Consider the following 25585-nt stretch of genomic DNA (forward strand, 5'->3'; position numbering starts at 1 on the left):
TCGCCTGCAATCCGCGGGCGTACACTCGCAGGCCATCCCCCAAGGAGGACGCGTGATGCGCCGCATGCTGCTGTTGCCCTGCCTGCTGTCCCTGTTCTGGTCGCCTCTGCTGCGGGCCGCACCCGTGGCCAAGCCCGTGGAGTGGAAGCTCGGCGGCGACACATTCGCCGGCGTGCTCGTCTACGACGATGCGGTGCAGCAGCCGCGTCCGGGCCTGCTGATGGTGCCGAACTGGAAGGGCGTGAACGAGTCCGCGATCGAGAAGGCGCGTCTGGTCGCTGGCGACGACTACGTGGTGCTGGTCGCCGACGTCTACGGCAAGGGCATCCGGCCGAAGACCGATGCCGAAGCCGGGCCCGTGGCCACCGCGATGCGTGCCGATCGACCGGAACTGCGTGCCCGCGTCCAGAAGGCGGTCGAGGTGCTCAAGCAGCAACCGGGGAGCTTGGTCGATGCCACGCGCATCGCTGCGTTCGGCTACTGCTTCGGCGGCAGCACGGTCCTGGAACTCGTCCGCGCGGGTGACGCGCTGTCGGGCGTGGTCAGCCTGCATGGCGGGCTCGCCACCGACCTGCCGGCCGCCGGTGCGGTGAAGTCGCCGGTGCTGGTGCTCAACGGCGGCGACGACACCTACGTATCCGGCGCGGAAATCACCGCATTCCAGGATGAGATGCGCAGGGCCGGCGCCGATTGGCAATTCGTGAACTTCAGCGGCGCGGTGCACTGTTTCGCCGAGGCGGATGCGCAGAATCCACCGGGTTGCGTGTATCACGAGCGCTCGGCAAAGCGCGCCTACCGGATGATGGCGGACTTCTTCGCGGAGGTGTTCGCCAGGTGACGCGCCGCTCGGGTCAGTGCCCACGCTCCACGGCGTAACGCGCAAGACCCCGCAGGGCCGCCAGCGCATCGGATTCGGGCAGGCCATCGAGGGCCTGTTCGGCCATCGTCGCGTAGTGGTGCGCGAGCTCGCGGCTGTAGTCCAGTCCGCCGGTCGCACGGATGGCGGCCAGGACGTCAGGCATGGCGTCCGCGTCTCCCTCCCGCACGATGGTGCGCAGGCGCTCCGCCGCGGCGGTATCGGAATGGCGGATCGCGTGGATCAATGGCAGCGTGGCCTTGCCTTCGGCCAGGTCGTCGCCGAGGTTCTTGCCGAGGGCTTCGGCATCGGCCGTGTAGTCGAGCACGTCATCAGCGATCTGGAAGGCGTAACCCAGCGCCATGCCGTAGTCGTACAGCTTGCGCTGCGTGTCCGGTTCCGCACCGGATGCCATCGCACCGAGTTGCGTGCCCGCTGCAAACAGCACGGCGGTCTTGCGTTCGATCACACGCAGGTAGGCGGCTTCGTCGGTATCCGGGTTGTGGACGTGCAGCAGCTGCAGGACTTCGCCTTCGGCGATCCGGTTGGTCGTGTCGGCCAGCAGGCGCATCACGTCCATGCGGTCCAGTTCCACCATCAGCTGGAAGCTGCGCGAATACAGGAAGTCGCCGACCAGCACGCTCGGCGCGTTGCCCCACAGGGCATTGGCCGTACTGCGACCGCGGCGCAGGTCGGATTCGTCCACCACGTCGTCGTGCAGCAGGGTGGACGTGTGGATGAACTCGATGATCGCCGCCAACTGGTGATGATCCGGCGTGGTCGGACCGCAGGCCTGGCCGGCCAGGACCACCAGCATGGGCCGCAGGCGCTTGCCGCCAGCGGAAATGATGTGGTCGGCGATCTGGTTGATCAGGACCACGTCCGAGGCCAGCCGCGCCCGGATCAGGGCATCCACGGCGGACATGTCGGCCTGGGCCAGTGACTGGATGCCTGGGAGGGCGAGGGCGGTGCGGATGGATTCGACGACGGACATGGGGCGACGGGCCGGAAAGTCACGTAATTATAGGGTCTTGGGTGCGGCAATGCCCTACAGGCGGGTGGGTCGGCGGCCGATGGCGAGGGCGAGGCAGGTATACTCCACTGGTCTTTGCCCGCGCTTGGCGGGCATCCCTGAACGGATATCGATATGGCCCGCGGCATCAACAAAGTCATCCTGGTCGGCAACCTCGGCAACGACCCCGAAACCCGCTACACGCAGGGCGGCATGGCGATCACCCGGATCAGCCTGGCCACCACCAGCGTGCGCAAGGACAAGGACGGCAACCAGCAGGAGCGCACCGAATGGCACCGCGTGGTGTTCTTCGGCAAGCTCGGCGAGATCGCCGGCGAGTACCTGCGCAAGGGCAGTTCGGTGTATGTCGAGGGTTCGATCCGCTACGACAAGTACACCGGTCAGGATGGGCAGGAGAAGTACTCCACCGACATCATCGCCGACGAGATGCAGATGCTCGGCGGCCGCGAAGGCGGCGGTGGCGGAGCGGCTGGTGGCGACCGCCCGGCCCGTGCGCCGCGCCAGGACTACGGCAACCAGGGCGGTGGTGGTGGCCAGCGTCGTTCCGCGCCCGCGCCTGCTTCGCAGCCGGCGCCGATGGATGACTTCGCGGATGACGATATTCCGTTCTGATTTCCGCGCATCGCGGTCGAATGGAAGGCAATCTGTCTTGATTTGAAGGAGTTGTATATGCCGACATGGCTCGTCACCGGCGGTGCCGGTTTCATTGGTGGGAATTTCGTTCTGCGCGCGGTTGCAAGCGGCGTCAAGGTGATCAATCTCGATGCGCTGACCTACGCCGGCAATCTGGATACCCTTGCGTCCCTGCAGGACAATCCGCTGCACGTTTTCGCCGAAGGCGATATCGGTGATCGGAACCTGGTCTCACGCCTGCTGGCCGAGCATCGGCCGGACGCCGTCGTCAACTTCGCCGCAGAGAGCCACGTCGATCGTTCCATCGATGGCCCGGGCGCCTTCATCCAGACCAACGTCGTCGGCACGCTGGGCTTGCTGGAAGCGACGCGCGACTACTGGAAAGCGCTGGACGGAGAACGCCGCGAACATTTCCGTTTCCTGCATGTGTCCACGGACGAGGTCTACGGCTCGCTGGGCGATACCGGCAAGTTCACGGAAACCACGCCCTACGCGCCGAATTCACCGTATTCGGCCTCCAAGGCCGCCTCCGACCACCTCGTGCGCGCGTTCCACCACACGTACGGGCTGCCGGTCCTCACAACCAATTGCTCCAATAACTATGGCCCATACCATTTTCCCGAGAAACTGATTCCGCTGGTCATCGCACGCGCGCTGGCGGGCGAACCGTTGCCGGTGTACGGCGACGGCAAGAATGTCCGCGACTGGTTGTTCGTCGGCGACCATTGCAGCGCCATCCGCACGGTGCTCGCGAAGGGACGGGTCGGCGAAACGTACAACGTCGGCGGCAATGCCGAGAAGCAGAACATCGAGGTCGTGCACACGATCTGCGCGCTGCTCGATGCGCGTGTGCCCCGCGATGACGGACAGCCGCGCAGCAGCCAGATAACCTTCGTCGCCGACAGGCCGGGACACGACCGCCGTTATGCGATCGATGCGTCCAAGCTGCGTGACGAACTGGGATGGGAGCCGGAGTACACCTTCGAGCAGGGCATAGGCGAAACCGTCGACTGGTATCTGTCAAACCAGGATTGGGTGCGGCGCGTGCTGGATGGCAGCTACCGTCTCGAACGCATCGGCACCGCCATCTGATCCGGGGGCATGACATGACGACGCGCAAAGGCATCATCCTGGCGGGTGGCTCCGGCACCCGCCTTTATCCGCTGACCCAGGCCATCAGCAAGCAGTTGTTGCCGGTCTACGACAAGCCCATGATCTATTACCCGCTCAGTGTGCTGATGTTGGCGGGCATCCGTGACGTTCTGGTGATCAATACGCCGCACGAACAGGCATTGTTCAAGGCTCTGCTCGGCGATGGATCCCAGTGGGGCATGAACATCGAGTACGCGGTCCAGCCGAGCCCGGATGGCTTGGCACAGGCTTACCTCATCGGTCGCGATTTCGTCGATGGGAAGCCGAGCTGCCTGGTTCTGGGGGACAACATCTTCTATGGACATGGGTTCACGGATCAGCTGCGTCGTGCGGATTCCCGCGAGAGTGGCGCTACCGTCTTCGGCTACTGGGTCAACGACCCTGAACGATACGGTGTCGCGGAGTTCGACAAGGACGGACGCGTGATCGGTATCGAAGAAAAGCCATCTACACCGCGATCCAACTACGCCGTCACCGGCCTTTATTTCTACGATGGGCGGGCAAGCGAGTACGCAGCTTCGCTGAAACCATCACCGCGTGGTGAATTGGAGATCACGGACCTCAATCGCTGCTATCTCGAAGCCGGCAACCTGCACCTGGAGCAGCTTGGCCGTGGGCACGCCTGGCTCGATACCGGCACACACCAATCGCTTCTTGAAGCGTCGACTTTCATCGAAACCATCGAAGCGCGCCAGGGGCTGCGCGTGTGCTGTCCTGAAGAGATTGCTTATGGCAATGGCTGGATAGATGCGGCTCAGCTGGAGAAGTTGGCGGCACCACTGGCCAAGAATGGATATGGACAATACCTGCTCTCGCTGGCAGCACGTGGAGTGGTCAGGTGAAGGTTGTTGAAACCAGCCTGCCCGGTTGCGTGGTAGTCGAGCCAGCCGTCTTCGGCGACGACCGCGGCTTCTTCTTTGAAACCTGGAACGCCGACCGCTACGGCCAGCAGGGTCTTCCGACGAAGTTCGTTCAGAGCAATGTGTCATCTTCATCGCGTGGCGTGCTGCGCGGACTGCACTACCAATGGCCGAACCCCCAGGGGAAGCTGGTCAGCGTGCTGGAGGGCGAAGTCTATGATGTCGTCGCCGACATCCGCCGTGGATCACCGACCTTCGGCCAGTGGGCGGCGGTGATCCTCAGCGCGGAGAACAAGCGCCAGTTCTGGATCCCGGAAGGATTCGCGCACGGTTTCGCGGTGTTGTCCGAACGGGCCATATTCAGTTATCTGTGTACGGCCCAATACGACAAGGCGGCAGACGCTGGTGTGCGGTGGAACGACCCTGCGATTGGCATCGACTGGCCCGTGTCCGCGCCCTTGCTGTCGGCCAAGGATGAAGCCGCACCGCTGCTGGCCGACATCGCGCCCGAGCGGCTGCCGGTATACGCGCCGTGACGTTCCTGCTACTGGGGGCCAATGGACAGGTCGGCAATGAGTTGAGGCGCAGCCTGGCGGCGATGGGCGAGGTCGTGCCTGCGACGCGGTCCGGTGAGCTGCCCGATGGTGGTCGCTGTGAAGTCGCCGACTTCGACCGGCCCGACACCCTGGTTGAACTGGTCGAGCACGTCCGGCCGACAATCGTCATCAATGCAGCCGCCTATACGGCGGTGGACAAGGCCGAAGACGACATCGAGGCCGCATTCCGCGCAAACGCGGAGGCGCCGGGTGTGCTTGCGCGGGTATGTGCGGACCGCAGCACACCTTTCGTGCATTACTCGACGGACTATGTCTTCGACGGCCAGGGCACACGTCCCTACCGCGAGGATGATGCGACCTCGCCGCTCGGCGTGTACGGCGCCAGCAAACTGGCCGGCGAAGAGGCGGTACGCAATGCCGGTGGCCGTCACCTGATCCTGCGAACTGCGTGGGTCTATGGCCGGTATGGCCATAATTTCCTGAGAACCATGCTGAGGGTAGGGGCCGAGCGGGATCAACTGCGCGTGGTGGCCGATCAGAGTGGCACACCGACTCCCGCGAGTCTGATCGCGGACGTGACGGCCGAGTTGTTGCGCAAGCAGGCCCCGGTTTCCGGCACCTTCCACCTGACGCCGCGCGGTGAGACGAGTTGGCATGGCTTCGCGGAAGCCATCTTCGATGAGGCAGTCGCGCGGGGTTTGCTGGCGCGCGCCCCCCGTGTTCTGGCCATCACAACGGCGGATTACCCCACGCGGGCACAACGCCCCTCCTATTCGCGGCTTGACGTTGGCAAGCTCGAGCAGCAACTGGGACGTCCTCTACCGGACTGGCGGACTGGCTTGCAACAGGTGCTCGGCGGCTGAAGGCCCGCAAGCAGCCACGCCTTGCCGTCCATGCGTCCACGACCGTTGAACCCGGCTCGTGGGTGTGGAACGATGGCTGCCTGCATCGCCTGGGGAGGCAGTATGACGAAGTGGATCCATGTGGCCGTCAAGGCCATCCTGTTGTGCGTGTGTCTTGCCGCCGCGTCCGCGGAGGCGGCCAACGACGTCGACGTGGGTGCGTTCGTCCGCAAGGACAAGTTCGACGACATCAAGCTCTCGCCGGGTGGCGAGTACTATGCGGCGACCGTCAGGCTGGAGGACAGGACCGCACTCGCGATCATGCTGAGGAGCGGCAACAAGCTGACTGCGCATTTCGTGCTGGGAAAGAACACGCACGTATCCGGTTTCTGGTGGGTCAACCCCGAGCGTGTTCTGATTGCCATTTCCGAGAAGTACGGCGCGCTGGACGAGCCGCAGCCGACCGGTGAGTTGTACGGGATCAATGTCGACGGCACCAAGCTGGAAATGCTCGTCGGCTATCGGGTGCAGAGTCGTGGCGCAGGGACTCGCATCCAGCCCAAGAAGGTCGAGGACGTGGCCGCGTTCCTGGTCGATACACTGCCGGGTGACGACAAGAACGTCATCATTTCGGTGTGGCCCTTCAGCGAAGACCCCTACACGCGTGCGGAGCGCATGGACGTGTACTCCGGTCGACGGACACAGGTGGCGCGCGCGCCGATCCGGCGTGCCAGTTTCGTGACTGACAACGCCGGCACCGTGAGGTTCGCCAGTGGCGCCGGTTCCGACAATATCCGAAAGCTCTACTACCGGTCGGGCGAAGGCGCCGAATGGTCGCTGATCAACGATGAGTCCGCGACTGGCGTCGGCGAGTATGCACTTGGATTTTCCGCAGATGATCGCATCGCCTATCTGCTGAGCGAGCAGCGCAAGGGTCCCGATATCATCGTTGCCTACGACGTGGGTTCGGGTCAGCGAAAGACCGTGCTGCAGGATGCCACCGTCGATCCATACGGCATCATCTACAGTGATGGTGTCGTGGGACTGGATGCCGCTGCGACCGGCGGCCGCGTGCCGGTGGGCGCGCTCTATATGGATGGGCGTCCACGCACGGCCTTCTTCGACAAGTCAGCCAAGGAGGCGATCCTGCAGCGTGAGCTCGAGCAGGCCTTCGCCGGACACACTGTCGGTATCACCTCCATCACAGCCGATGGCGGCACTGCGCTGGTCGAGATGTCCAGTGACCGCAACCCGGGCGATTTCTACCTGTTCCGCATCAACGAGAGGAAGGCGGATTACCTGCTCAGCCGTCGGGACTGGTTCGACCCCGAGGCGATGGCCGAGTCCAAGCCGGTGCAGTTGGTCACGCGTGATGGCTTGCCACTGCATGGCTACCTGACCTTGCCCCGGGGCGTGGAACCACGCAACCTCCCCTTGGTCGTGCTTCCGCACGGCGGACCCTTCGGCGTACGCGATATGTGGCGCTTCCATGACGAAGCGCAGATGCTTGCCGGCGCTGGCTACGCCGTTCTCCAGCCGAACTTCCGAGGGTCCGGCGGCTACGGCCGCACCTTCCAGGAGGCGGGTGCCCGCCAGTGGGGCCTGGCCATGCAGGACGATGTCACCGATGCCACGAAGTGGGCCATCCAGCAAGGCATCGCCGATCCTCGTCGCATCTGCATTTATGGTGCGAGTTACGGCGCATATGCGGCTGTCACGGGGGCAGCCAGGGAGCCTGGGCTCTATCGCTGTGCGGCCGGATACGTGGGTGTCTACGACCTGCCGATGATGCACACACGCGGTGACGTGCAGCGGCGGGGATCGGGTGAGACCTATCTCAACGAGTGGATAGGCTTGCGCACCGACCTGGCAGCGGTTTCGCCGACCAACATGGCCGACAGGATCAAGGTGCCGGTGTTCCTTGCCGCCGGTGGCGAGGACGAACGCGCGCCCGTTCAACATACTGAAATCATGGAGCGTCGCCTGAAGGCCGCGGGCGTGCCTGTCGAGTCGCTGTACTACAAGACGGAAGGGCATGGCTTCTACATGGAAGCCAACCAGCGCGAGTACTACACGAAGCTGCTGGACTTCTTCCACCGCCACCTCGGCGGCGCGAAGGCGAAATAGGCAGCCTGTTCGATCGTGCCGCAACGGCGCCTGCGGGCGCCGTTGTCGTTCAAGCCTTGCGCATCAGCCGCTTCAATGCGGGTGCCGCGACCAGCGCCAGGGCCGCGCACCCCACGCCGATCCACATCATCAGCCAGAACAGGTCCGCGTACCCTGCGGCTGCCTGCGCGATGTCCCATGTCTGGTCCTCCGGAATATCCACGGCCGCCAGCTTGCCGAACTGTGCCGCCAGGGTTTCAGAGAAGGCGGTGGCGAGCAGCCACATGCCCATCATCAGTCCCACCACGCGTGGCACGGACAATTCGGTGACGGCTGCGAGGCTGACAGGTGCCAGGCACATCTCGCCGACTTCCAGCAGCAGATAGGCGAGCACCAGCCACCACACGCTGGCCATCACGCCGGTGTCGCCGACCTGTTGCGCGGCGATGGCGAGCGGTACGAACGAAAGTCCACCGAACAGCAGGCCCAGCGCGCCCTTCAACGGCTTGGACGGATCGCGGCCACGCCGTCCCAACGCCGCCCACAGCCACGCGAAGATCGGCGCCAGCACCACCAGGAACAGCGCGCCGAGATAGGTCAGCGATCCCGCTGTCTGCGGGAGCACGACGGAATCGCGAAGTACCAGCAGCACCATCACGCCGGCAGTTCCCAGGAAAACGGCGCGCGGGAATTCCGTCATCGGGTTGCGCTCGGAGGCGCGAACGGCGACGACGAAGGCAAGCGGCATCGCCAGCAACCCCCACGTGGACCAGGGTGCGGTGGAGAGGAACATGCGGGTGTTCGCCGCCAGGCTGTCCGACCACACCACCACGCCCTGGGGTTGCACCAGCGCCGGGAACAGGTCCTTGGTCAGCAGCCGGTCGGTGAACATCACCCAAGAACCATAGGTCTGTTCGTACAGAGTGAAGAACGCCAGGCACATGGAGATCATCGCCATCAGCGCGATCATCTGCCGCCGCTGCGGCGGGGTGCACTGCGTGGTGACGAACCAGGTGAACCAGCCCAGCACCAGCATCAGCACCGCCAGCATCAGGACCAGCGCCAACGACAGTTCTCCACCCAGCGCGAAGGCGCCGTTCGCCGCCGCCCACATCAGCCAGGCCAGCGGCAGCACGCCGAGCAGGGCACCGAGATAGATCGCCACCTCGCGCGGAACGCCGAGCACGGGTACGCGCAGGGTGCCCGGTGAGGGCGGCTCCGCATGGCCCTGCAGATGGCGCTGGCCCCACAGGAACATCGCCAGGCCCAGAAGCATGCCGATGCCGGCGGCGCCGAAGCCGTACTTCCATCCCAGCGTCTCGCCGAGGTAGCCGCAGACCAGCGAGGCCAGAAGCGCGCCCAGGTTGATGCCGGCGTAGAACAGGCTGAAGCCGCCATCGCGACGCGGATCGCCCAGCGGATACAACCGCCCGACGATGCCGGTGATGTTGGGCTTCAGGAAGCCCACGCCCATCACGATCAGCGCCAGCGACAGGTACATCGTGCGCAACGCACCTTCGTCGCGGGTCACCACGCCGCCATCCGAGACCGCCGCCGCACCCTCCAACGCCATGCCGGCATGGCCGGCGACCAGCAGCAGCCCGCCGAACACCACGGCCTTGCGCATGCCCAGCCAGCGGTCGGCCAGCAGACCGCCGATCACGGGGATGCAATAGACCAGCCCGCCGTACGCACCGATCAGGTCGTAGCCGGCGCCATCGGCGAACAGGTGGTACTTGGTCAGGTACAGCAGCAGTAACGCCTTCATGCCGTAGAAGGAGAAGCGCTCCCACATCTCGGTGAAGAAGCAGACGTAGACGCCCTTGGGATGGCCGAGGAAGTCGTCGCGGTCGGTGTCCGCGGGGACAGGGTGGCTCAAGGACCGCTCCGGCGTCGGAAAACAGGGCGAGTATAGGCGGCGTCCCCGCCGCCGCAGCTGGACTTGCCGCGCAGCGGAGGCTAGCTTGTCCGCTTTCCGCCATTCGGGAACGCATCATGAGCTCGCCGGGGACCCCGCAACTTACCTTCCGCGCCGTCGTTCTGGCCATCGTGCTGGCCGTCGTGCTGTCGGCCGCCAATGCCTACCTGGGCCTGTTCGCCGGACTGACCGTGGCTACCGCCATCCCGGCGGCCGTCGTCTCGATGGGCGTGCTGCGCCTGCTGGGCGGCGGTACGATCCTGGAAAACAACATCGTGCAGACCGGTGCCTCGGCCGGCTCATCGATCGCGGCGGGCGTCATCTTCACGATTCCGGCGCTGATCATCCTGGGCTACTGGCAGGATTTCCAGTATTCCTGGGTGCTGGCCATCGCCGGTCTCGGCGGCCTGCTGGGCGTGCTGTTCTCGGTGCCGCTGCGTCGTTCGATGATCGTGGAAGAGCCGCTGCCGTTCCCTGAAGGCAAGGCTGCGGCCGAAGTGCTGAAGGCCGGCGAGAATCCGGGTCCCGGTCTGAAGATCCTCGCCTTCTCCGCCGCCATCGGCGCGGTGCTCAAGGTGGCCGCGCACAGCGGCATGCGCCTGATCCCGGACACGGCGGCGGGCGCGGGCTTCTTCGGCAAATACCTCGGCTACCTGGGCACCAACCTCTCGCCGGCGCTGCTCGGCGTGGGCTACATCGTCGGCCTGAACATCGGCATCGTGGTGCTCTCGGGCAGCATCCTGTCGTGGCATATCGCCATTCCGCTGTACCACATGGCGTTCCTCGGCACCGATCCTGCGCTGGCGCAGAGCATCGCAGGCGCGGGCCCTGAGGACATCGCGGGTGCGATCTGGTCGGCCAAGATCCGCTACCTGGGTGTCGGCGCCATGTTGATCGGCGGTGTCTGGACGCTGTTCTCGCTGCGCAAGTCGTTGCTGTCGGGCGTGAAGAGCGGCATCGCTGCCGCGCGTGCCGGATCGGGCGGTGCCGAAGTCGCTGAGACCGAGCGCGACCTGCCGATGAAATGGATGCTGGTGGCGCTGGTGGTGTTCGTGCTGCCGCTGCTGCTGCTGTACCAGGCCATCGTCGGCATGTGGCACGTCAGCATCCCGATGGCGATCATCATGATCGTGGCGGGGTTCCTGTTCGTGTCGGTGTCGGCCTACCTGGCCGGCCTGGTGGGTTCGTCGAACAATCCGGTGTCGGGCATCACCATCGCCACCATCCTGTTCGCCTCGGTCGTGCTGCTGCTGTTGCTGGGCGAGAGCGGGCGCATGGCGGTCGGTGTCGGTGGCGCGCCGCTGGGAGCGGTGGCCGCGATCATGATCGGCGCGGTGGTGTGCTGCGCCGCAGCGGTGGGTGGCGACAACCTGCAGGACCTCAAGGCCGGTTACATCGTCGGCGCTACGCCGTGGAAGCAGCAGCTGATGCTGGGTATCGGTGCGTTCTCCTGCGCGCTGATCATGGCGCCGGTACTGAACATCCTGTCCGAGGCCTACGGCATCGGCGCACCGACGGCCGAGCATCCAAACCCGCTGTCCGCACCGCAGGCCACGCTGATGGCCTCGGTCGCCAAGGGCCTGTTCGGCGGCGAACTGCCGTGGGGCATCATCGCCATCGGAGCCGTGATCGGCGCGGTCATCATCGCCATCGACGAGATGCTGAAGGCCCGGAAAAGCAGCTTCCGCGTGCCGGTACTGGCGGCGGCCATCGGCATCTACCTGCCGCTGGAACTGATGGTGCCGATCTTCCTCGGCGGCCTGCTGTCGTACCTGGTCGAGAAGCGCCACGGCATGGTCGGCACGAAGGACGAGGAAGCGCGCGACCGCCTGCATCGCCCGGGCACGCTGTTCGCCGCGGGCCTGATCACCGGCGAGGCATTGATGGGCATCGCGGTGGGCGTGGCGATCTACGCCACCAAGGATCGCGATGTGCTGGTGCTGCCGGAAGCGTTCCAGCGGGGCGAGATCGTCGGGCTGGTGATCCTGGCCATCGTCGGCTGGCTGCTGTACCGCACCGGCGCCAGGTCGAAGGCCCTGGGCGACGTGGAGCCCGGTCCCCGCTGACCGGACACATGGCGCAAAGGCGTGACCTCACGCCTTTGCGCCGCGGCGCGCTTAGCGCCTACCATCGGGGTTTTCCTGTTGCCGGAGCCCCGGATGAAGCTGAAATCCGCCCTGTTGCCCCTCTGCCTGCTGGCGGCACTGCCGTCGCTGGCCGCCGCCCGTGGCCTTGATGTGCGCGACCTGCAGAAGCTGGACCGCGTCTCGTCGCCGGTCCTGTCGCCGGACGGTGGCACCGTCGTGTTCGCCAAGCGCATCGTCGATGCCGAGGTGGTCAAGGCCAGCAGCAGCCTGTGGATCCGCAACCTGCTCACCCGCGACATGGCGCCGCCTAAGCGGCTGACGCCGGAAGGCTGGAGCGTCAACTCGCCGTCGTTCTCGCCGGATGGCAAGACCGTCTACTTCCTCAGCGCGAAGTCCGGCGCGCAGCAGCTGTACGCGGTGCCGGCTGGTGGTGGCACTCCGAAGCAACTGACCGCCTTCGCACTCGACGTGGCCGGCTACAAACTCTCGCCGGACGGGACGCGCGTACTCTTCAGCACCGACACCTTCGCAGAGTGCAAGGCAGACTTCGCCTGCACGAAGAAGAAGCTGGACGACACCGCCGCCAAGAAGAGCACCGGCGTGATCTACGACGGCCTGTTCGTCCGCCACTGGGACACCTGGGCCGACGGCCGTCGCAGCCGCCTGTTCGTGGCCGCATTGCCGGAGGGCAAGGCCAAGCCGGTCGCCAACGCCACCTCGCTCACGGACACGATCGATGGCGATGCGCCGGCCAAGCCGTTTGGCGGCGCCGACGAATACACCTGGTCACCCGACGGTAGCGCCGTCGTCGCCGCGATCCGCGTGGCGGGCAAGGGTGAAGCCTGGTCCACCAACTTCGACCTGTACCAGTTCGCAGCCGATGGCAGCACGGCACCCGTCAACCTCACCGCCGCGAATCCCGCGTGGGACACCGGCCCGGTCTTCAGTGCCGACGGCAGGACGCTGTACTACCGGGCGATGAAGCGCCCGGGTTTCGAAGCCGATCGATTCGGCCTGATGGCGATGGACGTGGCCACGAAGCAGGTGCGCGAGATCGCGCCGACGTGGGACCGCTCCGCCGATGGCATCGTGCTGTCGAAGGATGGCGCGACGATCTACACCACCGCGCAGGACGTGGGCCAGCATCCCCTGTTCGCCGTGGACGCGTCGAGTGGCGACGTGAAGAAGATCGTCGGTGACGGCAGCATCTCGGCCTTCGACATCGCCGGCGACACGCTGGCGCTCACCCGCAACACGCTGAAGAGTGGCGATCAGCTGTTCACGACCAATCTGTCCGGTGCGCCGCTGCGCGCCATCACGCCCAGCGCCGGCGACATGCTGAAGGATGTGTCGTTTGGTGATTTCGAACAGTTCACCTTCAAGGGCTGGAACAACGAGACCGTGCACGGTTACGTGGTCAAGCCGCACGACTACGTGGAAGGACAGAAGTATCCGGTCGCGTTCCTGATCCATGGCGGCCCGCAGGGCAGCTTCGGCGACGGCTGGAGCTATCGTTGGAACCCGCAGACCTACGCCGGCCAGGGCTACGCCGTGGTGATGATCGATTTCCATGGTTCGACCGGCTATGGCCAGGCCTTCACCGACGCGATCAGCCAGCATTGGGGCGACCGCCCGCTGGAAGACCTGCAGAAGGGTTGGGCCGCGGCGCAGGAGAAGTACACCTTCCTCGACGGCAAGAACGCGTGCGCGCTCGGCGCCAGCTACGGCGGCTACATGATCAATTGGATCGCCGGCAACTGGAACGAGCCGTGGAAGTGCCTGGTCAACCACGACGGCGTGTTCGACATCCGCTCGATGGGCTACGTGACCGAGGAGCTGTGGTTCACCGAGTGGGAGAACGGCGGCACGCCGTTCGACAAGCCGGAGAATGTCGAGAAGTTCAATCCGGTCAACCACGTCGCCAAGTGGCGCGTGCCGATGCTGGTGGTGCAGGGCGAGAAGGACTATCGCGTGCCGGTGGACCAGGGCCTGTCCACGTTCACCGCGCTGCAGCGCAAGGGCATCGACTCGAAGCTGCTGTACTTCCCGGACGAGAACCACTGGGTGCTCAAACCGCAGAACAGCATCCTGTGGCACGACACCGTCAATGCCTGGCTGAAGCAGCACATCGGCCGCTGAGCGTCATGCGATGGCCGGCCGTGCGCCGGCCATCGTCTTTTCCGAAGTCCGTAGGGGAGTCCTGATCGATGGCGATCGAAGCCACCGCACCATCCACTGCACTGATCCAGAACGACGCCGTCGTGATGGGCCTGCTCGCCGCCACGCTGGCGTTCGTCTTCTGGGGCGCCTCGCGTCCGGCCGGCGTATGGAAGAAGTTCTACGCCGTCGTACCCGCGCTGTTGATGTGCTATCTGCTGCCGGCGATCTACAACAGCGTCGGGCTGATCGATGGCAACGCATCGGGCCTGTACGCGATGGCGCGCGATTACATGCTGCCCAGCTCGCTGGCGCTGTTCTGCATTGCCATCGACCTGGTTGCGATCCTGCGGCTGGGGCCCAAGGCGATCATCATGTTCCTGACCGGCACGGCAGGCGTGATGCTGGGCGCCATCGTGTCGTTCCTCGCACTGGGCATCATCCATCCGGAAACCGTAGGCGGTGATACCTGGAGTGGCATGGCCACGCTCGCCGGCAGCTGGATCGGCGGTGGTGCCAACCAGGCGGCGATGAAGGAGGTGTTCGCGGTCGACTCCACGCTGTTCGGGCAGTTCGTCGCCGTCGATATCCTGGTCGCCAACGTGTGGATGGCGTTCCTGCTGTTCCTGATTCCGCGCGCCGCGAAGATCGACCGCTGGATGGGGGCGGACACGCGCGTGATCGATGACCTGCGCGAGCGCATGGAGAGCTACCACGCGCAGCATGCACGCAATCCCACGCTTACCGACCTGATGATCATCCTGGGCATCGGCCTGGGCACGACCGGCCTGGCGCATTTCCTTGCCACGCCGCTGGTCGAGTGGATCAAGACGCTACCTGCCGAATGGAAGCTGGAAGACTTCAGCCTGACCTCCACGTTCTTCTGGATGGTGGTCATCGCCACCACGGTCGGCCTGCTGCTCAGCTTCACGCGTGCGCGCCAGATGGAGGGCGCCGGTGCATCGAAAGTCGGCACCGCGATGCTGTACGTGCTCATCGCCACCATCGGCATGCACATGGACCTGAAGGCGCTGGTCGACAAGCCGTGGCTGTTCCTGCTGGGCGCGATCTGGATCCTGACCCATGGCCTGCTGCTCTTCATCGTCGCCAAGCTGATCAAAGCGCCGTTGTTTTTCGCCGCCGTGGGGTCGCAGGCCAACATCGGCGCGGCGGCGTCTGCGCCGGTGGTCGCCAGCGCATTCCATCCGTCGCTGGCGCCGGTTGCGGTGCTGCTCGCGGTGTTCGGGTATGCGCTGGGTACGTATTGCGCCTACATAACCGGCATCGTGCTGCGCGGTATGGCAGGGTAGGGCTGATGTCAGTTCTGTAGGAGCGACGTAAGTCGCGACCGGAAACATCAATGTCGCGACTTACGTCGCTCCTACAGGAGGCCAAGAAAAAGGGCGAAGCCAACGGCTTCGCCCTTCTTGTTTCCCTCGGATCCTGCTTGCCTCAGCAGCAGCGGAACCCGCTCCTGCCACCGAACCGCGCTTCCTGCCGCTCCCGGAAGAACGTCTTGTAGTCCATCGGTTCCCGGTCCGGATGCTTCTCCAGTACGTGCCGGACATAGTTGTCGTAGTCCGGCACGCCGCAGCAGAGCCGTGCCGTCTGCACCAGCCTTCGCCACACACGCTTGTGCGTGGCGAAGTGCGAGAGCGGGACGAGTTCCGTGCCCATGGCTTACAGCCAGACCTTCTGCTGTTCTTCGCTCAGCGCGACGAACGGCGTCTCGCGGTCGCTGCGCTCGCTGCTGCGACGGGCCTTGGCGATCGCCCGCAGCGCATACACCAGCACGCTGAACACCACGAACAGGAACAGCACGGTCAAACCCGTGTTGACGTAGCTGTTGACCACCACCTGGTGCATCTGGCTCATGCTCTTTGCGGCACCCAGCAGCTGGCCATCGGCGATGGACGCCTGGTACTTCTTCGCCTGGGCGACGAAGCCGACCGCCGGGTTGCTGTCGAAGATCTTGATCAGGCCGGCATAGGTGGTGCAGATCAGCAGCCAGATCGCCGGCACGACGGTGACCCAGGCGTAGCGGTCGCGCTTCATCTTGAACAGGACCACCGTGCACAGCATCAGCGCGATACCGGCGAGCATCTGGTTGGCGATGCCGAACAGCGGCCACAAGGTGTTGATGCCGCCCAGCGGATCGACCACGCCCTGGTAGAGGAAGTAGCCCCACAGTGCGACGCAGCCGGCGGTGCCGATGACGTTCGCGCCCCACGAGTCGGTCCTGCGCAGCGGCGGGATGAAGTTGCCCAGCAGGTCCTGCAGCATGAAGCGGCCGGCGCGGGTGCCCGCGTCCACTGCGGTCAGGATGAAGAGCGCTTCGAACAGGATGGCGAAGTGGTACCAGAAGGCCATCATCGCGTCGCCGCCGGGCAGGGCGTCGTGCAGGATCACCGCGATGCCGACGGCCAGCGTCGGCGCGCCACCGGCGCGTGAAATGATGGTGCCTTCGCCGATGTTGTGGGCCGTCTGCTCCAGCATCTCGGGCGTCACCAGGAAGCCCCAGCTGCTGACCTTCGCGGCTACGTCCACCGCGGTGGTGCCGATGGCGGCGGCGGGGCTGTTCATGGCGAAGTACACGCCCGGCTCGATGATCGAGGCCGCGACCAGCGCCATGATGGCGACGAAGGATTCCATCAGCATGCCGCCGTAGCCGATGTAGCGCGCGTGCGTTTCATTGGCGAGCAGCTTGGGCGTGGTGCCCGAGGAGATCAGCGCATGGAAGCCCGACACCGCGCCGCAGGCGATGGTGATGAAGAGGAACGGGAACAGGCCGCCCTTCCACACCGGGCCGTCGCCCGTGCTGGCGAACTGCGTGAACGCCGGCATCTTCAGCGAGGTGACTTCCGGACTGGCGATGACGATGCCGATGGCCAGCGCCACGATCACGCCGATCTTGAGGAAGGTCGACAGGTAGTCGCGCGGCGCCAGCAGCAGCCACACGGGCAGCACGGCGGCCACGAAGCCGTAGCCGATGAGCATCCAGGTGATCTGGGTGCCGGTGAAGGTGAAGGCCGGGCCCCAGGTGGGATGCGCACCAACCTTGCCGCCGAACCAGATCGCCAGCAGCAGCAGGATGATGCCGACCACCGAGATCTCGCCGATCCTGCCGGGGCGGATGTAACGCATGTAGACGCCCATCAGGATCGCGATGGGCATCGTGGCGATCACCGTGAACATGCCCCACGGACTTTCGGCCAGCGCCTTCACCACGATCATCGCCAGCACCGCCAGGATGATGATCATGATCAGGAACGCACCGAACAGCGCGATGGTGCCGGCCACTTGGCCCATTTCCTCGCGGACCAGGTCGCCCAGCGAACGGCCGTTGCGGCGGCTGGAGATGAACAGGACCATGAAGTCCTGTACCGCGCCCGCCAGCACCACACCCGCGATCAGCCACAGCATGCCGGGCAGGTAGCCCATCTGCGCAGCCAGCACCGGGCCCACCAGCGGGCCGGCGCCGGCGATGGCGGCGAAGTGGTGGCCGAACAACACATGCTTGTTGGTGGGGACATAGTCCAGGCCGTCATTGTTCAGATGCGCGGGGGTCGCCCGGCGCGGATCCAGCCCCATCACGTTCTTCGCGATGTACAGGCTGTAGTAGCGGTAGGCGACCAGGTAGATGGACACCGCCGCCACAACGATCCACAGCGCGCTTATCTGCTCACCCTGGCGCAGCGCTACCACACCAAGGCACACCGCGCCGAGCAGCGCGAGCGCCGCCCAGCCGATCTTGGAAAAACCGTTCATCCGGCAACCCTCCGACAAGTCCGGACAAGGGTCGCCCCATGCAGGAGGCCGGTCAATCCGTAATCCCGGATTCAGCCTTCGACTTTGGTCGCAGTGCGACGGCGTACTGCCTCAGAGCCAGCGCGAGCGCTTGAACAGGCGGTACAGGCCGAAGCAGGCCAGCGCCACGCCCGCGATCAGGATCGGATAGGCGAAGCGTCCGCCCAGTTCGGGCATGTGCTCGAAGTTCATGCCGTACCAGCTGGTGATCAACGTGGGTGCCGCGAGCAGGGCCGCCCATGCGCCGAGACGCTTGACCGTCTCGCCCTGCGCCAGTGTCACCAGCGAGAGGTTGACGCTCAGTGCGGTGGTCAACATCTCGCGGAGCGTGTCGGTGTACTCGTTCACGCGCAGCACGTGGTCCTGCACGTCGCGGAAGTAGAGGCGTACTTCTTCCGGGATCAGCGCGCTCTGGGAGCGGGTCAGCTGCGCCAGCACGTCCTGCAACGGTGCTACCGCCAGCCGCATCTGGGTCAGTTCACGCTTCAGGTCGTACAGCTTCACCACCGTGCCGCGCCGGTAGGTGTCGGCGAAGATGTCCTTCTCCAGCGCATCCAGCGTCTGCTTGAACTGGTCGATGATCGGGCGGTAGTTGTCGACGATGTAGTCCAGCACCGCGTACAGCCCGTACGAAGGACCCAGCGCCAGCAGGTCGGCTTCGCGCTGCACGCGCTCGCGCACCGGCGCGTACGACAGCGAGGCGCCATGGCGCACGGTCACCAGGTAGCGCGGGCCCAGGAAGGCATGGGTTTCGCCGAACCGGATGCGGTCGTCGACGACCTGCGCGGTGTGCACGGCCACGAACAGCGAGTTGCCGTAGGCCTCCAGCTTCGGGCGCTGGTGGGCGTTCTGCGCGTCTTCCACGGCCAGGTCGTGCAGGCAGAACTCTTCCTGCAGTTTCTCCAGGATCGCATCGGCCGGTTCGTACAGGCCCACCCAGATGAAGCTGCCGTCGTCGATGGCGAGCACGTCGCTGATCTCGTCCAGGCCGATGTCGCGTCGTTTCCCGCCCTTGTCGTAGACCACGCAGTTGATCACGCACTGCGGCAGGGCGGGTTTCGTGTCGACGGCGGTGAGGTCATTCATGGCGGGAATCGTGCGCCACGCACGCGGCGGCGGCAAGTCCGGTTGCGTCCTGCGCTGTGTAGGAGCGGGCCATGCCCGCGATGCTTTCCGATGGATGCCAGCACAAGAGCATCGCGCCCAAGGGCGCTCCTACACACGAGCTTCCGTCATTACTGCGCCACGAAGCGGATCGCCTGACCACCACCCGGCGCCAATCTCAGCGTCAGCGTGTCTGCGCGGGTCACGCTGCGCTCCTCGATCACGATGTCCTGTGGCGCCGTCTTCCAGTTCGCCTTGTCGCCGTCGCGGTAGATCTGCGCGGTATAGCGTCGGCCGTCGTCGAGGAAGGTCAACGGCACGCTCAGCGTGCGGCCGTCTTCATCGGTCAGCGCACCGAGATACCAGTTGTCGCCGCCGCGCTCCTTGCGCGCGATGGTCACGTAGTCGCCGACTTCGCCGTTCAGCACGCGCGTGTCGTCCCAATCGACCGGGACATCCTTGATGAACTGGAACGGTGCCGGATTCTTCTCGTAGTTCTCCAGCAGGTCGGCCGCCATCTGCAGCGGGCTGTAGATCACCACGTACAGCGACAGCTGCTTGGCCCAGGTGGTCGCGATGCCGTCGGTGGAGCGCGTCTTCATGCCGAAAATGCCCGGCGTGTAGTCCATCGGTCCGGCCAGCAGTCGGGTGAACACGAGGTTGGCTTCGTGTTCCGGCGGATTGCCGGGCTGGCCCCAGGCGCTGAACTCCATGCCGCGCGCGCCTTCACGGGTGATCCAGTTCGGATAGGTACGGCGCAGGCCGCTGTCCTTGATCGGTTCATGCGGATTGACGGCGATGTGGCGCTTGGCCGCTTCGGTCACCACCTTGAGGTGATGGCGCGCCATGTCCTGGCCTTCGTGCCACGCGTAATGCCGCTTGCCGTCGGTGCCGGTGACCTTGGCCTGGCTGGCATCGGCGACATAGCCGGTCTTCACCGCCGGCACGCCGACGCGCTGGTACAGGTCGAACGCGTCGCCGAGCTGCGACTCGTAGTGCGCGGCGTTGCCCGAGGTTTCGTGATGGCCGATCAGCACGACGTTCTTGGAGCGCGCATAGGCGCTCAGTGCTTCCAGGTCGAAATCCGGATACGGCTTGGTGAAGCTGAAGTCCTCGCCGTTGCCGAACCAGTCGCCGTCCCAGCCCACGTTCCAGCCTTCCACCAGCACGCCGCCGAAGCCGTGTTTGGCGGCGAAATCGATGTGCTTGCGGACGTTCTCGTTGGTGGCGCCGTGCTTGGGGCCGGACGCCCAGCTCTTCAGCTCCAGGTGCATCTCCCACCACACGCCGACGTACTTCATCGGCTTCACCCATGACACGTCGCCGAGCGCGTTGGGTTCGTTGAGGTTGAGCGTCAGGGAAGACATCGCCAGGCCGGCGGCATCATCGCTCAGCAACAGCGTGCGCCAGGGCGTGTCGAACGGTGCGGCGCGCACCACCTTGCCTTCGCCGATGCCTGGCGTCAGGTCGGCCTTCAACTTGCGATCTTCGACGCGGGTCAGGTTCATGCCGCTGTAATCGACCAGTGCCGCTTCGTGGATCGACAGGTGGGTGCCGTCCTCGAACTTGAAGGTGATCGGCGTCTGCGCATCGCCGACCTGCTGCAGGGGCGTGCGGTGGTACAGATACTCTTCGCGGTTCCACTCGCCAGCGGGGATCCACCACGCCGTCGCATCGCGCGCGAGCGTGAATTCGGTCAGTTCCTCGCTGATCCTCACCTGCTCCAGTCCGGGCTGCTTCGGGAAGCGGTAGCGGAAGCCGACGCCGTCGTCGAACACCCGGAACACCACGTCGAAGCTGCGGAAAGGCTTGGCTTTCTCCTTCAGCGTGACGGTCAGTTCGTTGTAGTGATTGCGGATGAAGCGGCGTTCGCCCCAGGGTTGTTCCCACGTCTCATCGAAGGTGCGCGTGCGCGGCTGCACGATCTCGATGTTGCGTTCGAACTTCGGCGCATCCAGCAGCAGGAACCCCAGCCGCGACGACGTGATGACGGGCTGGCCCTTGCGCGAGACCGCGTAAGCGGGGCGCCCGTCGTTGTCGGTGGACAGTTCCACCACGATGGCGCCGTCAGGCGATGCGACGCGCGGCCCCGGGGCTGCTTGCGCGACGTCCGCGCCAACGGTGAGCAGGACGACGAGCGGGAAGAGATAACGGAGCATGCGACCCTCGCGGTGTGCAGAGGGCCGCATCGTGCGTGGCGGGGCTCAGCGCGACAAGCGTCGCGGCATGAATACGTATGCAAGCGCGAGGTGCACCGGCAGCAGCAACGCGATCCATGGCTGGTTGTATTGCAGGCGCAACGGTAGCCAGTGCAGGAACCAGGCGATCAGGGCACCGCCCGCGATGGCGCATGCCAGCCAGCCGAACCAGGCGGGCGGCGTGCGGCGGCGCAGCACGGAAATTGCGCCGGGAATCAGCAGCACGCAGAGGGGGTTCAGCAGCAACAGGTTGCGGTTCGCCCATGCGGCCCAGTGGTCGGTGAAGCCCCACAGGTAGACCAGCAGGCCGCCGGCAGCAAAGCACAGCAGCCAGAACGGCACCGCAGCGACGGCGATGGCACGCGGCCAGCGGCGACCGGTGAAACCGATCAGCAACGCCGCCACGGCGCCCGCGCCGAGCCAGGGCAGCCATCGACGCGGCGCTTCCGCCGGTTCGGCCGCGATGCGGTGCGGCAGCAGCTGCATTTCCGACTGCACCAGCGGGCGGCCTGCGCTGTTCTTCGCCTCGCGCAGGCTGTCGGCCAGTCGCATGGGGACGTAGGCCTCTTCCCAGCGCGACATGGGCTTGTCGGCCGACGGTCCCAGCCCCACGTCGAAGCCCAGCCACATCCATGTCGCCGGCGAGGCCAGTCGCACCGCTTCGCTGCGGAAGGTGTTGCCGCGCGAGCGGCCGGCGAGCTGCGACTTCAGCGTGCCGCCGAGCGCGGCATCGAGTGCGTCCCGCACCTGTGTCGAGCAGTTGGAGGTGAAGTAGTCGTAGCGGTAGCGCGCATTCTCCGGCCTGGCCCGTTCAACCAGCGCATCCGCCAGCGCCTGCGCCTGGTCCGGCGCCAGGTCCAGCCACTGCAGCGAGACGCCGCGGCCGCTGTCGCGGTAGTGCAGCAGATCCTGCTCGAACGGCAGCGCCATGAGGTAGTACATCATGTGGCCACGGGCGAAATTGCCGACGAAGTCGGACTCGCCCGGATCGAAGAAGCCGAAGTTGTACGAGATCGCGTCGCCGCTGGCCGGATCGACGACGACAATCGCGTTGTGGCCGAAGCGTTCGAAGAACACCTCGCCCGGCTGCATCGTCGCCACGCCGATCCGTGGTGCGGCCCATGCCGTCATGGCCAGCAGCGACAGCACGCCCAGCAGCGCCAGGCGTGTGGCGACGCTACGCATCGGCGAGCACTCCGACATGGAAGGCGTGTACGCGACGCGCATCGGCGCGGGCGACACGGAACATGAAGCGCCCGAGCGTAAGCTCCTCGCCGGTCTCCGGCAGATGGCCTATCGCGGCGGTGATGAGGCCACCGACGGTGTCGTACTCGTCGTCGGGGAAATCCGCGCCGAAACGCTCGTTGAAATCGGCGATGGGCGTCAGCGCATCCACGACGAACTGGCCATCGGCCTGCGCGGCGATCAGCGCGGCGCCATCTTCGGCTTCATCGTGTTCGTCGTCGATCTCGCCGACGATCTGTTCCAGCACGTCCTCGATGGTGACCAGCCCGGCCACGCCGCCGTACTCGTCGACGACGATCGCCATGTGGTTGCGCGACAGGCGGAATTCCTTCAGCAGCAGGTTGAGCTTCTTCGACTCGGGGATCAGCACGGCGGGGCGCAGCAGTTCCCGCACGCTGCCGGGGCCATTGTCGGCCACCACGCCGCGCAGCAGGTCCTTGGCCAGCAGGATGCCGAGGATCTCGTCCTTGTCGTCGCCGTGCACCGGGAAGCGCGAGTGGCCGGATTCGACCACGTCTTTCATCAGGTCGAGGAAGCGCGCTTCCACCGGCAGCGAGACCATCTGTGCGCGCGGCACCATGACATCGCCCACGGTGAGGTCGGCGACGGCGATGGCGCCTTCCATCATCTTCAGGGTATCGCCGCCGATCAGGCCGTCGGACTGCGCATCGCGCAGGATGGCCACCAGGTCGTCGCGTGTGCTGGGTTCGCCGGAGAACGCCGAACTGAGGCGGTCCAGCCAGGAGCGCCGTTTCTCCGAAGGTTTGTCGGAGCCGTCCGGCGCGAAGGTACTGTCGTCTTCTGACATCTCGGGGGAGTGGTCGCCCGCGGGGCGTGGCGGCCAGTCTAACCCGGTTGGGCGCCGGACGCAGGCGGTGCGGACCCGGCGGACGGCGCCGCTTCGTCCCCGGGCGCCTCCTCCGGCAGGTCAAGGCTGTAGCTGCAGCCTACCAGTGTCTTGCCGGGGTGCGAGGCGACGTTGCTGACGTTCAAGACCACCGATTCGATCAGCAGCTTGCCTGACGTCGTGTCGCGGGTTTCCTCACTGCGCAGTTCCTTGCCGAACATCGCCTTGGCGGGGGTGTCGATGGCGGTTTCGAGTGCCAGTTGCTTCGCCAGCGGCCGGGGATCGGGCAGGTCGAGCAGCGCGATCGCGCTGCCGCCGGAGAATGCGATGTGGTCGGTCTCGTGCCCGAAGACGCGGATCGGCCTGGCCAACCGGTATTCGGTCATGAACATGTTCGCCTGCGGCAGCGGCTGCCAGCCCAGCGCGACCGCCTTGAGCGGATCCTCCAGCGCGGGCGCAAGCGCGGTCAACCGGGCGATGTCGCTCCGGCACTCGATCAGGGCGGGCAGGTCCGGCCGCGCATCCTGCGCGGCGGCAGACATGGGGAGGGTCAATGCCAGTGTCGGTACGAACAGCAGGGTGCGCAGCATGCGGTCAGTCTTCCGCGTAGGGATCGGCGATGCCGAGTTCGGCGAGGATCTCGCGTTCCAGCTGTTCCATGCACTCGGCTTCCTTGTCGTCCTCGTGGTCCCAGCCCAACAGGTGCAATGCGCCGTGCACGGTCATGTGCGCGTAGTGCGCCGCCAGCGGCTTCTTCTGCTCCTTCGCTTCGCGTGCCACGACCGGCGCACAGATCACCAGGTCGCCGAGCAGCGGCATCTTCACGCCCTTGGGCAGTTTGACGCCCTCGGCCATCTCGGCCGGGAAGCTCAGCACGTTGGTGGCGTAGTCGCGTCCCCGGTAATGCCGGTTGAGCGCGCGGCCTTCCTTGCTGTCGACGATGCGGATGGCGAGGTCCGCTTCGCGGATGCGGCCTTTCAGCGCCGCCGCCACCCACTTGCGGAAACTCACGGCGGACGGGATGCCCGCACGCGGCAACGCGTAATTCACGGCGACTTCGAGACGGACGGGACCTTGGGTCATGGGGTGTGCCTCGGTAGAGTCGAGCTTGCTCGACTGCTCATGGCGTCATCATCCCGCGAAGCAAACCAGTCGAGCAAGCTCGACGCAACGGTCATCACGCGGCCGGCCCGACTTCGGAATCCTTGCCGTCCCGCGCATCGTAAGCCCGCACGATCTTCGCCACCAGCGGGTGACGCACCACGTCGCGGCTCGTGAAGAAGTTGAACGAGATGCCGTCCACGCCGTGCAGGACGTCCAGTGCATCCTTCAGGCCGGACTTCTGGTGCTTGGGCAGGTCGATCTGGGTCAGGTCCCCGGTGACGACGGCGGTGCTGCCGTACCCGATGCGCGTGAGGAACATCTTCATCTGTTCGATGGTGGTGTTCTGCGCCTCGTCGAGGATGACGAACGCGTCGTTGAGCGTGCGGCCGCGCATGTAGGCCAGCGGGGCGATCTCGATGACGTTCTTCTCCAGCAGCTTGACCACCTTCTCCACGCCCAGCATCTCGTACAGCGCGTCGTACAGCGGGCGCAGGTAAGGGTCGACCTTCTGCGACAGGTCGCCAGGCAGGAAGCCGAGCTTCTCGCCGGCCTCCACCGCCGGGCGCACCAGGATCAGCCGCTGCACACGCGATTCGTTCAGCGCTTCCACCGCACTGGCGACGGCGAGGAAGGTCTTGCCGGTGCCGGCCGGCCCGATGCCGAAGTTGATGTCGTGGGTGGCGATGGCATGCAGGTATTTCGCCTGGTTCGCGCCACGACCGCGCACGGTGCCGCGCTTGACCTTGATGGCCACGTCCTGCGGTTGGTAGTCCTCGTCGGCGATGCGGTCGACATTGGCCGCGTTGAGGCGCAGGTGGATCGCCTCGCTGTCGAAAGTCTCGCCCGCCGTTTCTTCGTATAGGGCGTGCAGCAGCTTTTCCGTGGCGGCGACGGACTTCTCCGGCCCGGTGACGCGGAAGATGGCGCCTCGATTGGCGATCTCCACGCCCAGGCGCAGTTCGATCTGGCGCAGGTGCGCATCGAACGGGCCAGCCAGGTTGGCCAGGCGCTCGATGTTCTCGGGTTCCAGGGTGAATTCGTGTTTGCTGGGAACGGTCATGGGCCGGGGGAATACTCGT

Annotated in this window: 21 protein-coding genes; 10 read left to right on the plus strand and 11 right to left on the minus strand. The window is 65.6% G+C overall.

The window, feature by feature from the left end:
* The first annotated feature begins 55 nt into the window (after nucleotides 1–55).
* Nucleotides 56–838: a dienelactone hydrolase family protein gene (locus OY559_RS04760; protein ID WP_277728946.1), complete on the plus strand. Its 783-nt coding sequence runs from the start codon at nucleotides 56–58 to the stop codon at nucleotides 836–838.
* A 13-nt stretch (nucleotides 839–851) separates the two neighbouring features.
* Here the strand turns inward: OY559_RS04760 and OY559_RS04765 are convergent, their stop codons facing one another.
* Nucleotides 852–1850 (minus strand): polyprenyl synthetase family protein, encoded by a 999-nt coding sequence (locus OY559_RS04765; RefSeq protein WP_277728947.1) that lies wholly within the window; start codon nucleotides 1848–1850, stop codon nucleotides 852–854.
* Between the two features lie 153 nt (nucleotides 1851–2003).
* On the opposite strand from OY559_RS04765, the gene OY559_RS04770 reads away from it, so the two are divergent.
* From OY559_RS04770 to OY559_RS04795, 6 genes are all read left to right on the plus strand, one after another.
* Complete coding sequence (locus tag OY559_RS04770) at nucleotides 2004–2501, plus strand: single-stranded DNA-binding protein (protein WP_277728948.1); 498 nt, start codon at nucleotides 2004–2006, stop codon at nucleotides 2499–2501.
* 57 nt (nucleotides 2502–2558) lie between these two features.
* The gene (gene rfbB / locus OY559_RS04775; RefSeq protein ID WP_277728949.1) at nucleotides 2559–3614 is read left to right on the plus strand and encodes a dTDP-glucose 4,6-dehydratase; all 1056 of its coding nucleotides are present in this window, start codon (nucleotides 2559–2561) and stop codon (nucleotides 3612–3614) included.
* Nucleotides 3615–3628: 14 nt separating this feature from the next.
* The gene (gene rfbA, locus OY559_RS04780; protein ID WP_277728950.1) at nucleotides 3629–4516 is read left to right on the plus strand and encodes a glucose-1-phosphate thymidylyltransferase RfbA; all 888 of its coding nucleotides are present in this window, start codon (nucleotides 3629–3631) and stop codon (nucleotides 4514–4516) included.
* Nucleotides 4513–5070 (plus strand): dTDP-4-dehydrorhamnose 3,5-epimerase, encoded by a 558-nt coding sequence (rfbC, locus tag OY559_RS04785; RefSeq protein WP_277728951.1) that lies wholly within the window; start codon nucleotides 4513–4515, stop codon nucleotides 5068–5070. Before rfbA ends, rfbC begins: the two co-directional genes overlap by 4 nt.
* The gene (gene rfbD / locus OY559_RS04790; protein WP_277728952.1) at nucleotides 5067–5954 is read left to right on the plus strand and encodes a dTDP-4-dehydrorhamnose reductase; all 888 of its coding nucleotides are present in this window, start codon (nucleotides 5067–5069) and stop codon (nucleotides 5952–5954) included. Before rfbC ends, rfbD begins: the two co-directional genes overlap by 4 nt.
* Nucleotides 5955–6056: 102 nt before the next feature.
* Nucleotides 6057–8060 carry an alpha/beta hydrolase family protein gene (locus tag OY559_RS04795; protein ID WP_277728953.1) on the plus strand — a complete coding sequence of 668 codons (2004 nt, stop codon included), beginning with the start codon at nucleotides 6057–6059 and terminating at the stop codon, nucleotides 8058–8060.
* A 49-nt stretch (nucleotides 8061–8109) separates the two neighbouring features.
* On the opposite strand, the gene OY559_RS04800 is transcribed toward OY559_RS04795, so the two are convergent.
* Nucleotides 8110–9918 carry a peptide MFS transporter gene (locus OY559_RS04800; protein WP_277728954.1) on the minus strand — a complete coding sequence of 603 codons (1809 nt, stop codon included), beginning with the start codon at nucleotides 9916–9918 and terminating at the stop codon, nucleotides 8110–8112.
* A gap of 116 nt (nucleotides 9919–10034) precedes the next feature.
* Between OY559_RS04800 and OY559_RS04805 the strand changes: the two genes are divergently transcribed.
* From OY559_RS04805 to OY559_RS04815, 3 genes are all read left to right on the plus strand, one after another.
* Nucleotides 10035–12023: an OPT family oligopeptide transporter gene (locus OY559_RS04805; RefSeq protein ID WP_277728955.1), complete on the plus strand. Its 1989-nt coding sequence runs from the start codon at nucleotides 10035–10037 to the stop codon at nucleotides 12021–12023.
* A gap of 93 nt (nucleotides 12024–12116) precedes the next feature.
* A complete protein-coding gene (locus OY559_RS04810; protein WP_277728956.1) occupies nucleotides 12117–14183 on the plus strand; it encodes a S9 family peptidase in 2067 nt (688 codons plus the stop codon).
* A gap of 68 nt (nucleotides 14184–14251) precedes the next feature.
* Entirely contained in the window at nucleotides 14252–15511 is a 1260-nt protein-coding gene (locus tag OY559_RS04815) for a DUF819 family protein (RefSeq protein ID WP_277728957.1), read from the plus strand.
* Nucleotides 15512–15653: 142 nt separating this feature from the next.
* Here OY559_RS04815 and OY559_RS04820 read toward each other — a convergent pair whose 3' ends face one another.
* From OY559_RS04820 to OY559_RS04860, 9 genes are all read right to left on the minus strand, one after another.
* Complete coding sequence (locus OY559_RS04820) at nucleotides 15654–15878, minus strand: YbdD/YjiX family protein (RefSeq protein WP_142123676.1); 225 nt, start codon at nucleotides 15876–15878, stop codon at nucleotides 15654–15656.
* A 3-nt stretch (nucleotides 15879–15881) separates the two neighbouring features.
* The gene (locus OY559_RS04825) at nucleotides 15882–17969 is read right to left on the minus strand and encodes a carbon starvation CstA family protein (protein ID WP_277728958.1); all 2088 of its coding nucleotides are present in this window, start codon (nucleotides 17967–17969) and stop codon (nucleotides 15882–15884) included.
* A gap of 111 nt (nucleotides 17970–18080) precedes the next feature.
* Complete coding sequence (locus OY559_RS04830; RefSeq protein WP_277728959.1) at nucleotides 18081–19094, minus strand: magnesium and cobalt transport protein CorA; 1014 nt, start codon at nucleotides 19092–19094, stop codon at nucleotides 18081–18083.
* Between the two features lie 149 nt (nucleotides 19095–19243).
* The gene (locus OY559_RS04835; RefSeq protein WP_277728960.1) at nucleotides 19244–21271 is read right to left on the minus strand and encodes a glycoside hydrolase family 97 protein; all 2028 of its coding nucleotides are present in this window, start codon (nucleotides 21269–21271) and stop codon (nucleotides 19244–19246) included.
* A 45-nt stretch (nucleotides 21272–21316) separates the two neighbouring features.
* Complete coding sequence (locus OY559_RS04840; RefSeq protein ID WP_277729921.1) at nucleotides 21317–22441, minus strand: lipoprotein N-acyltransferase Lnb domain-containing protein; 1125 nt, start codon at nucleotides 22439–22441, stop codon at nucleotides 21317–21319.
* A gap of 46 nt (nucleotides 22442–22487) precedes the next feature.
* Nucleotides 22488–23363, minus strand: a complete 876-nt coding sequence (locus OY559_RS04845) for a CorC family transporter (protein WP_192200443.1) — start codon at nucleotides 23361–23363, stop codon at nucleotides 22488–22490.
* Nucleotides 23364–23401: 38 nt separating this feature from the next.
* Entirely contained in the window at nucleotides 23402–23992 is a 591-nt protein-coding gene (locus OY559_RS04850; protein ID WP_277728961.1) for a hypothetical protein, read from the minus strand.
* A gap of 4 nt (nucleotides 23993–23996) precedes the next feature.
* Nucleotides 23997–24485: an rRNA maturation RNase YbeY gene (ybeY, locus tag OY559_RS04855; protein WP_277728962.1), complete on the minus strand. Its 489-nt coding sequence runs from the start codon at nucleotides 24483–24485 to the stop codon at nucleotides 23997–23999.
* Nucleotides 24486–24579: 94 nt separating this feature from the next.
* On the minus strand, nucleotides 24580–25566 hold the full coding sequence (locus OY559_RS04860) for a PhoH family protein (protein WP_277728963.1): 987 nt from the start codon (nucleotides 25564–25566) through the stop codon (nucleotides 24580–24582).
* Nucleotides 25567–25585 lie beyond the last annotated feature (19 nt).

The organism is Pseudoxanthomonas sp. SE1 (assembly GCF_029542205.1).
In the GTDB taxonomy this organism is placed as follows: Bacteria; Pseudomonadota; Gammaproteobacteria; order Xanthomonadales; family Xanthomonadaceae; genus Pseudoxanthomonas_A.

Bases quoted from the DNA above. Each gene is read 5' to 3' on its own strand.
- rfbB (WP_277728949.1), top strand. From the start codon at position 2,559: ATGCCGACATGGCTCGTCACCGGCGGTGCCGGTTTCATTGGTGGGAAT.
- OY559_RS04815 (WP_277728957.1), top strand. From the start codon at position 14,252: ATGGCGATCGAAGCCACCGCACCATCCACTGCACTGATCCAGAACGAC.
- OY559_RS04830 (WP_277728959.1), bottom strand. From the start codon at position 19,094: ATGAATGACCTCACCGCCGTCGACACGAAACCCGCCCTGCCGCAGTGC.
- rfbA (WP_277728950.1), top strand. From the start codon at position 3,629: ATGACGACGCGCAAAGGCATCATCCTGGCGGGTGGCTCCGGCACCCGC.
- OY559_RS04850 (WP_277728961.1), bottom strand. From the start codon at position 23,992: ATGCTGCGCACCCTGCTGTTCGTACCGACACTGGCATTGACCCTCCCC.
- OY559_RS04825 (WP_277728958.1), bottom strand. From the start codon at position 17,969: ATGAACGGTTTTTCCAAGATCGGCTGGGCGGCGCTCGCGCTGCTCGGC.
- OY559_RS04845 (WP_192200443.1), bottom strand. From the start codon at position 23,363: ATGTCAGAAGACGACAGTACCTTCGCGCCGGACGGCTCCGACAAACCT.
- ybeY (WP_277728962.1), bottom strand. From the start codon at position 24,485: ATGACCCAAGGTCCCGTCCGTCTCGAAGTCGCCGTGAATTACGCGTTG.
- OY559_RS04835 (WP_277728960.1), bottom strand. From the start codon at position 21,271: ATGCTCCGTTATCTCTTCCCGCTCGTCGTCCTGCTCACCGTTGGCGCG.
- OY559_RS04860 (WP_277728963.1), bottom strand. From the start codon at position 25,566: ATGACCGTTCCCAGCAAACACGAATTCACCCTGGAACCCGAGAACATC.
- OY559_RS04810 (WP_277728956.1), top strand. From the start codon at position 12,117: ATGAAGCTGAAATCCGCCCTGTTGCCCCTCTGCCTGCTGGCGGCACTG.
- OY559_RS04820 (WP_142123676.1), bottom strand. From the start codon at position 15,878: ATGGGCACGGAACTCGTCCCGCTCTCGCACTTCGCCACGCACAAGCGT.
- OY559_RS04765 (WP_277728947.1), bottom strand. From the start codon at position 1,850: ATGTCCGTCGTCGAATCCATCCGCACCGCCCTCGCCCTCCCAGGCATC.
- OY559_RS04770 (WP_277728948.1), top strand. From the start codon at position 2,004: ATGGCCCGCGGCATCAACAAAGTCATCCTGGTCGGCAACCTCGGCAAC.
- OY559_RS04760 (WP_277728946.1), top strand. From the start codon at position 56: ATGCGCCGCATGCTGCTGTTGCCCTGCCTGCTGTCCCTGTTCTGGTCG.
- OY559_RS04795 (WP_277728953.1), top strand. From the start codon at position 6,057: ATGACGAAGTGGATCCATGTGGCCGTCAAGGCCATCCTGTTGTGCGTG.
- OY559_RS04805 (WP_277728955.1), top strand. From the start codon at position 10,035: ATGAGCTCGCCGGGGACCCCGCAACTTACCTTCCGCGCCGTCGTTCTG.
- OY559_RS04840 (WP_277729921.1), bottom strand. From the start codon at position 22,441: ATGACGGCATGGGCCGCACCACGGATCGGCGTGGCGACGATGCAGCCG.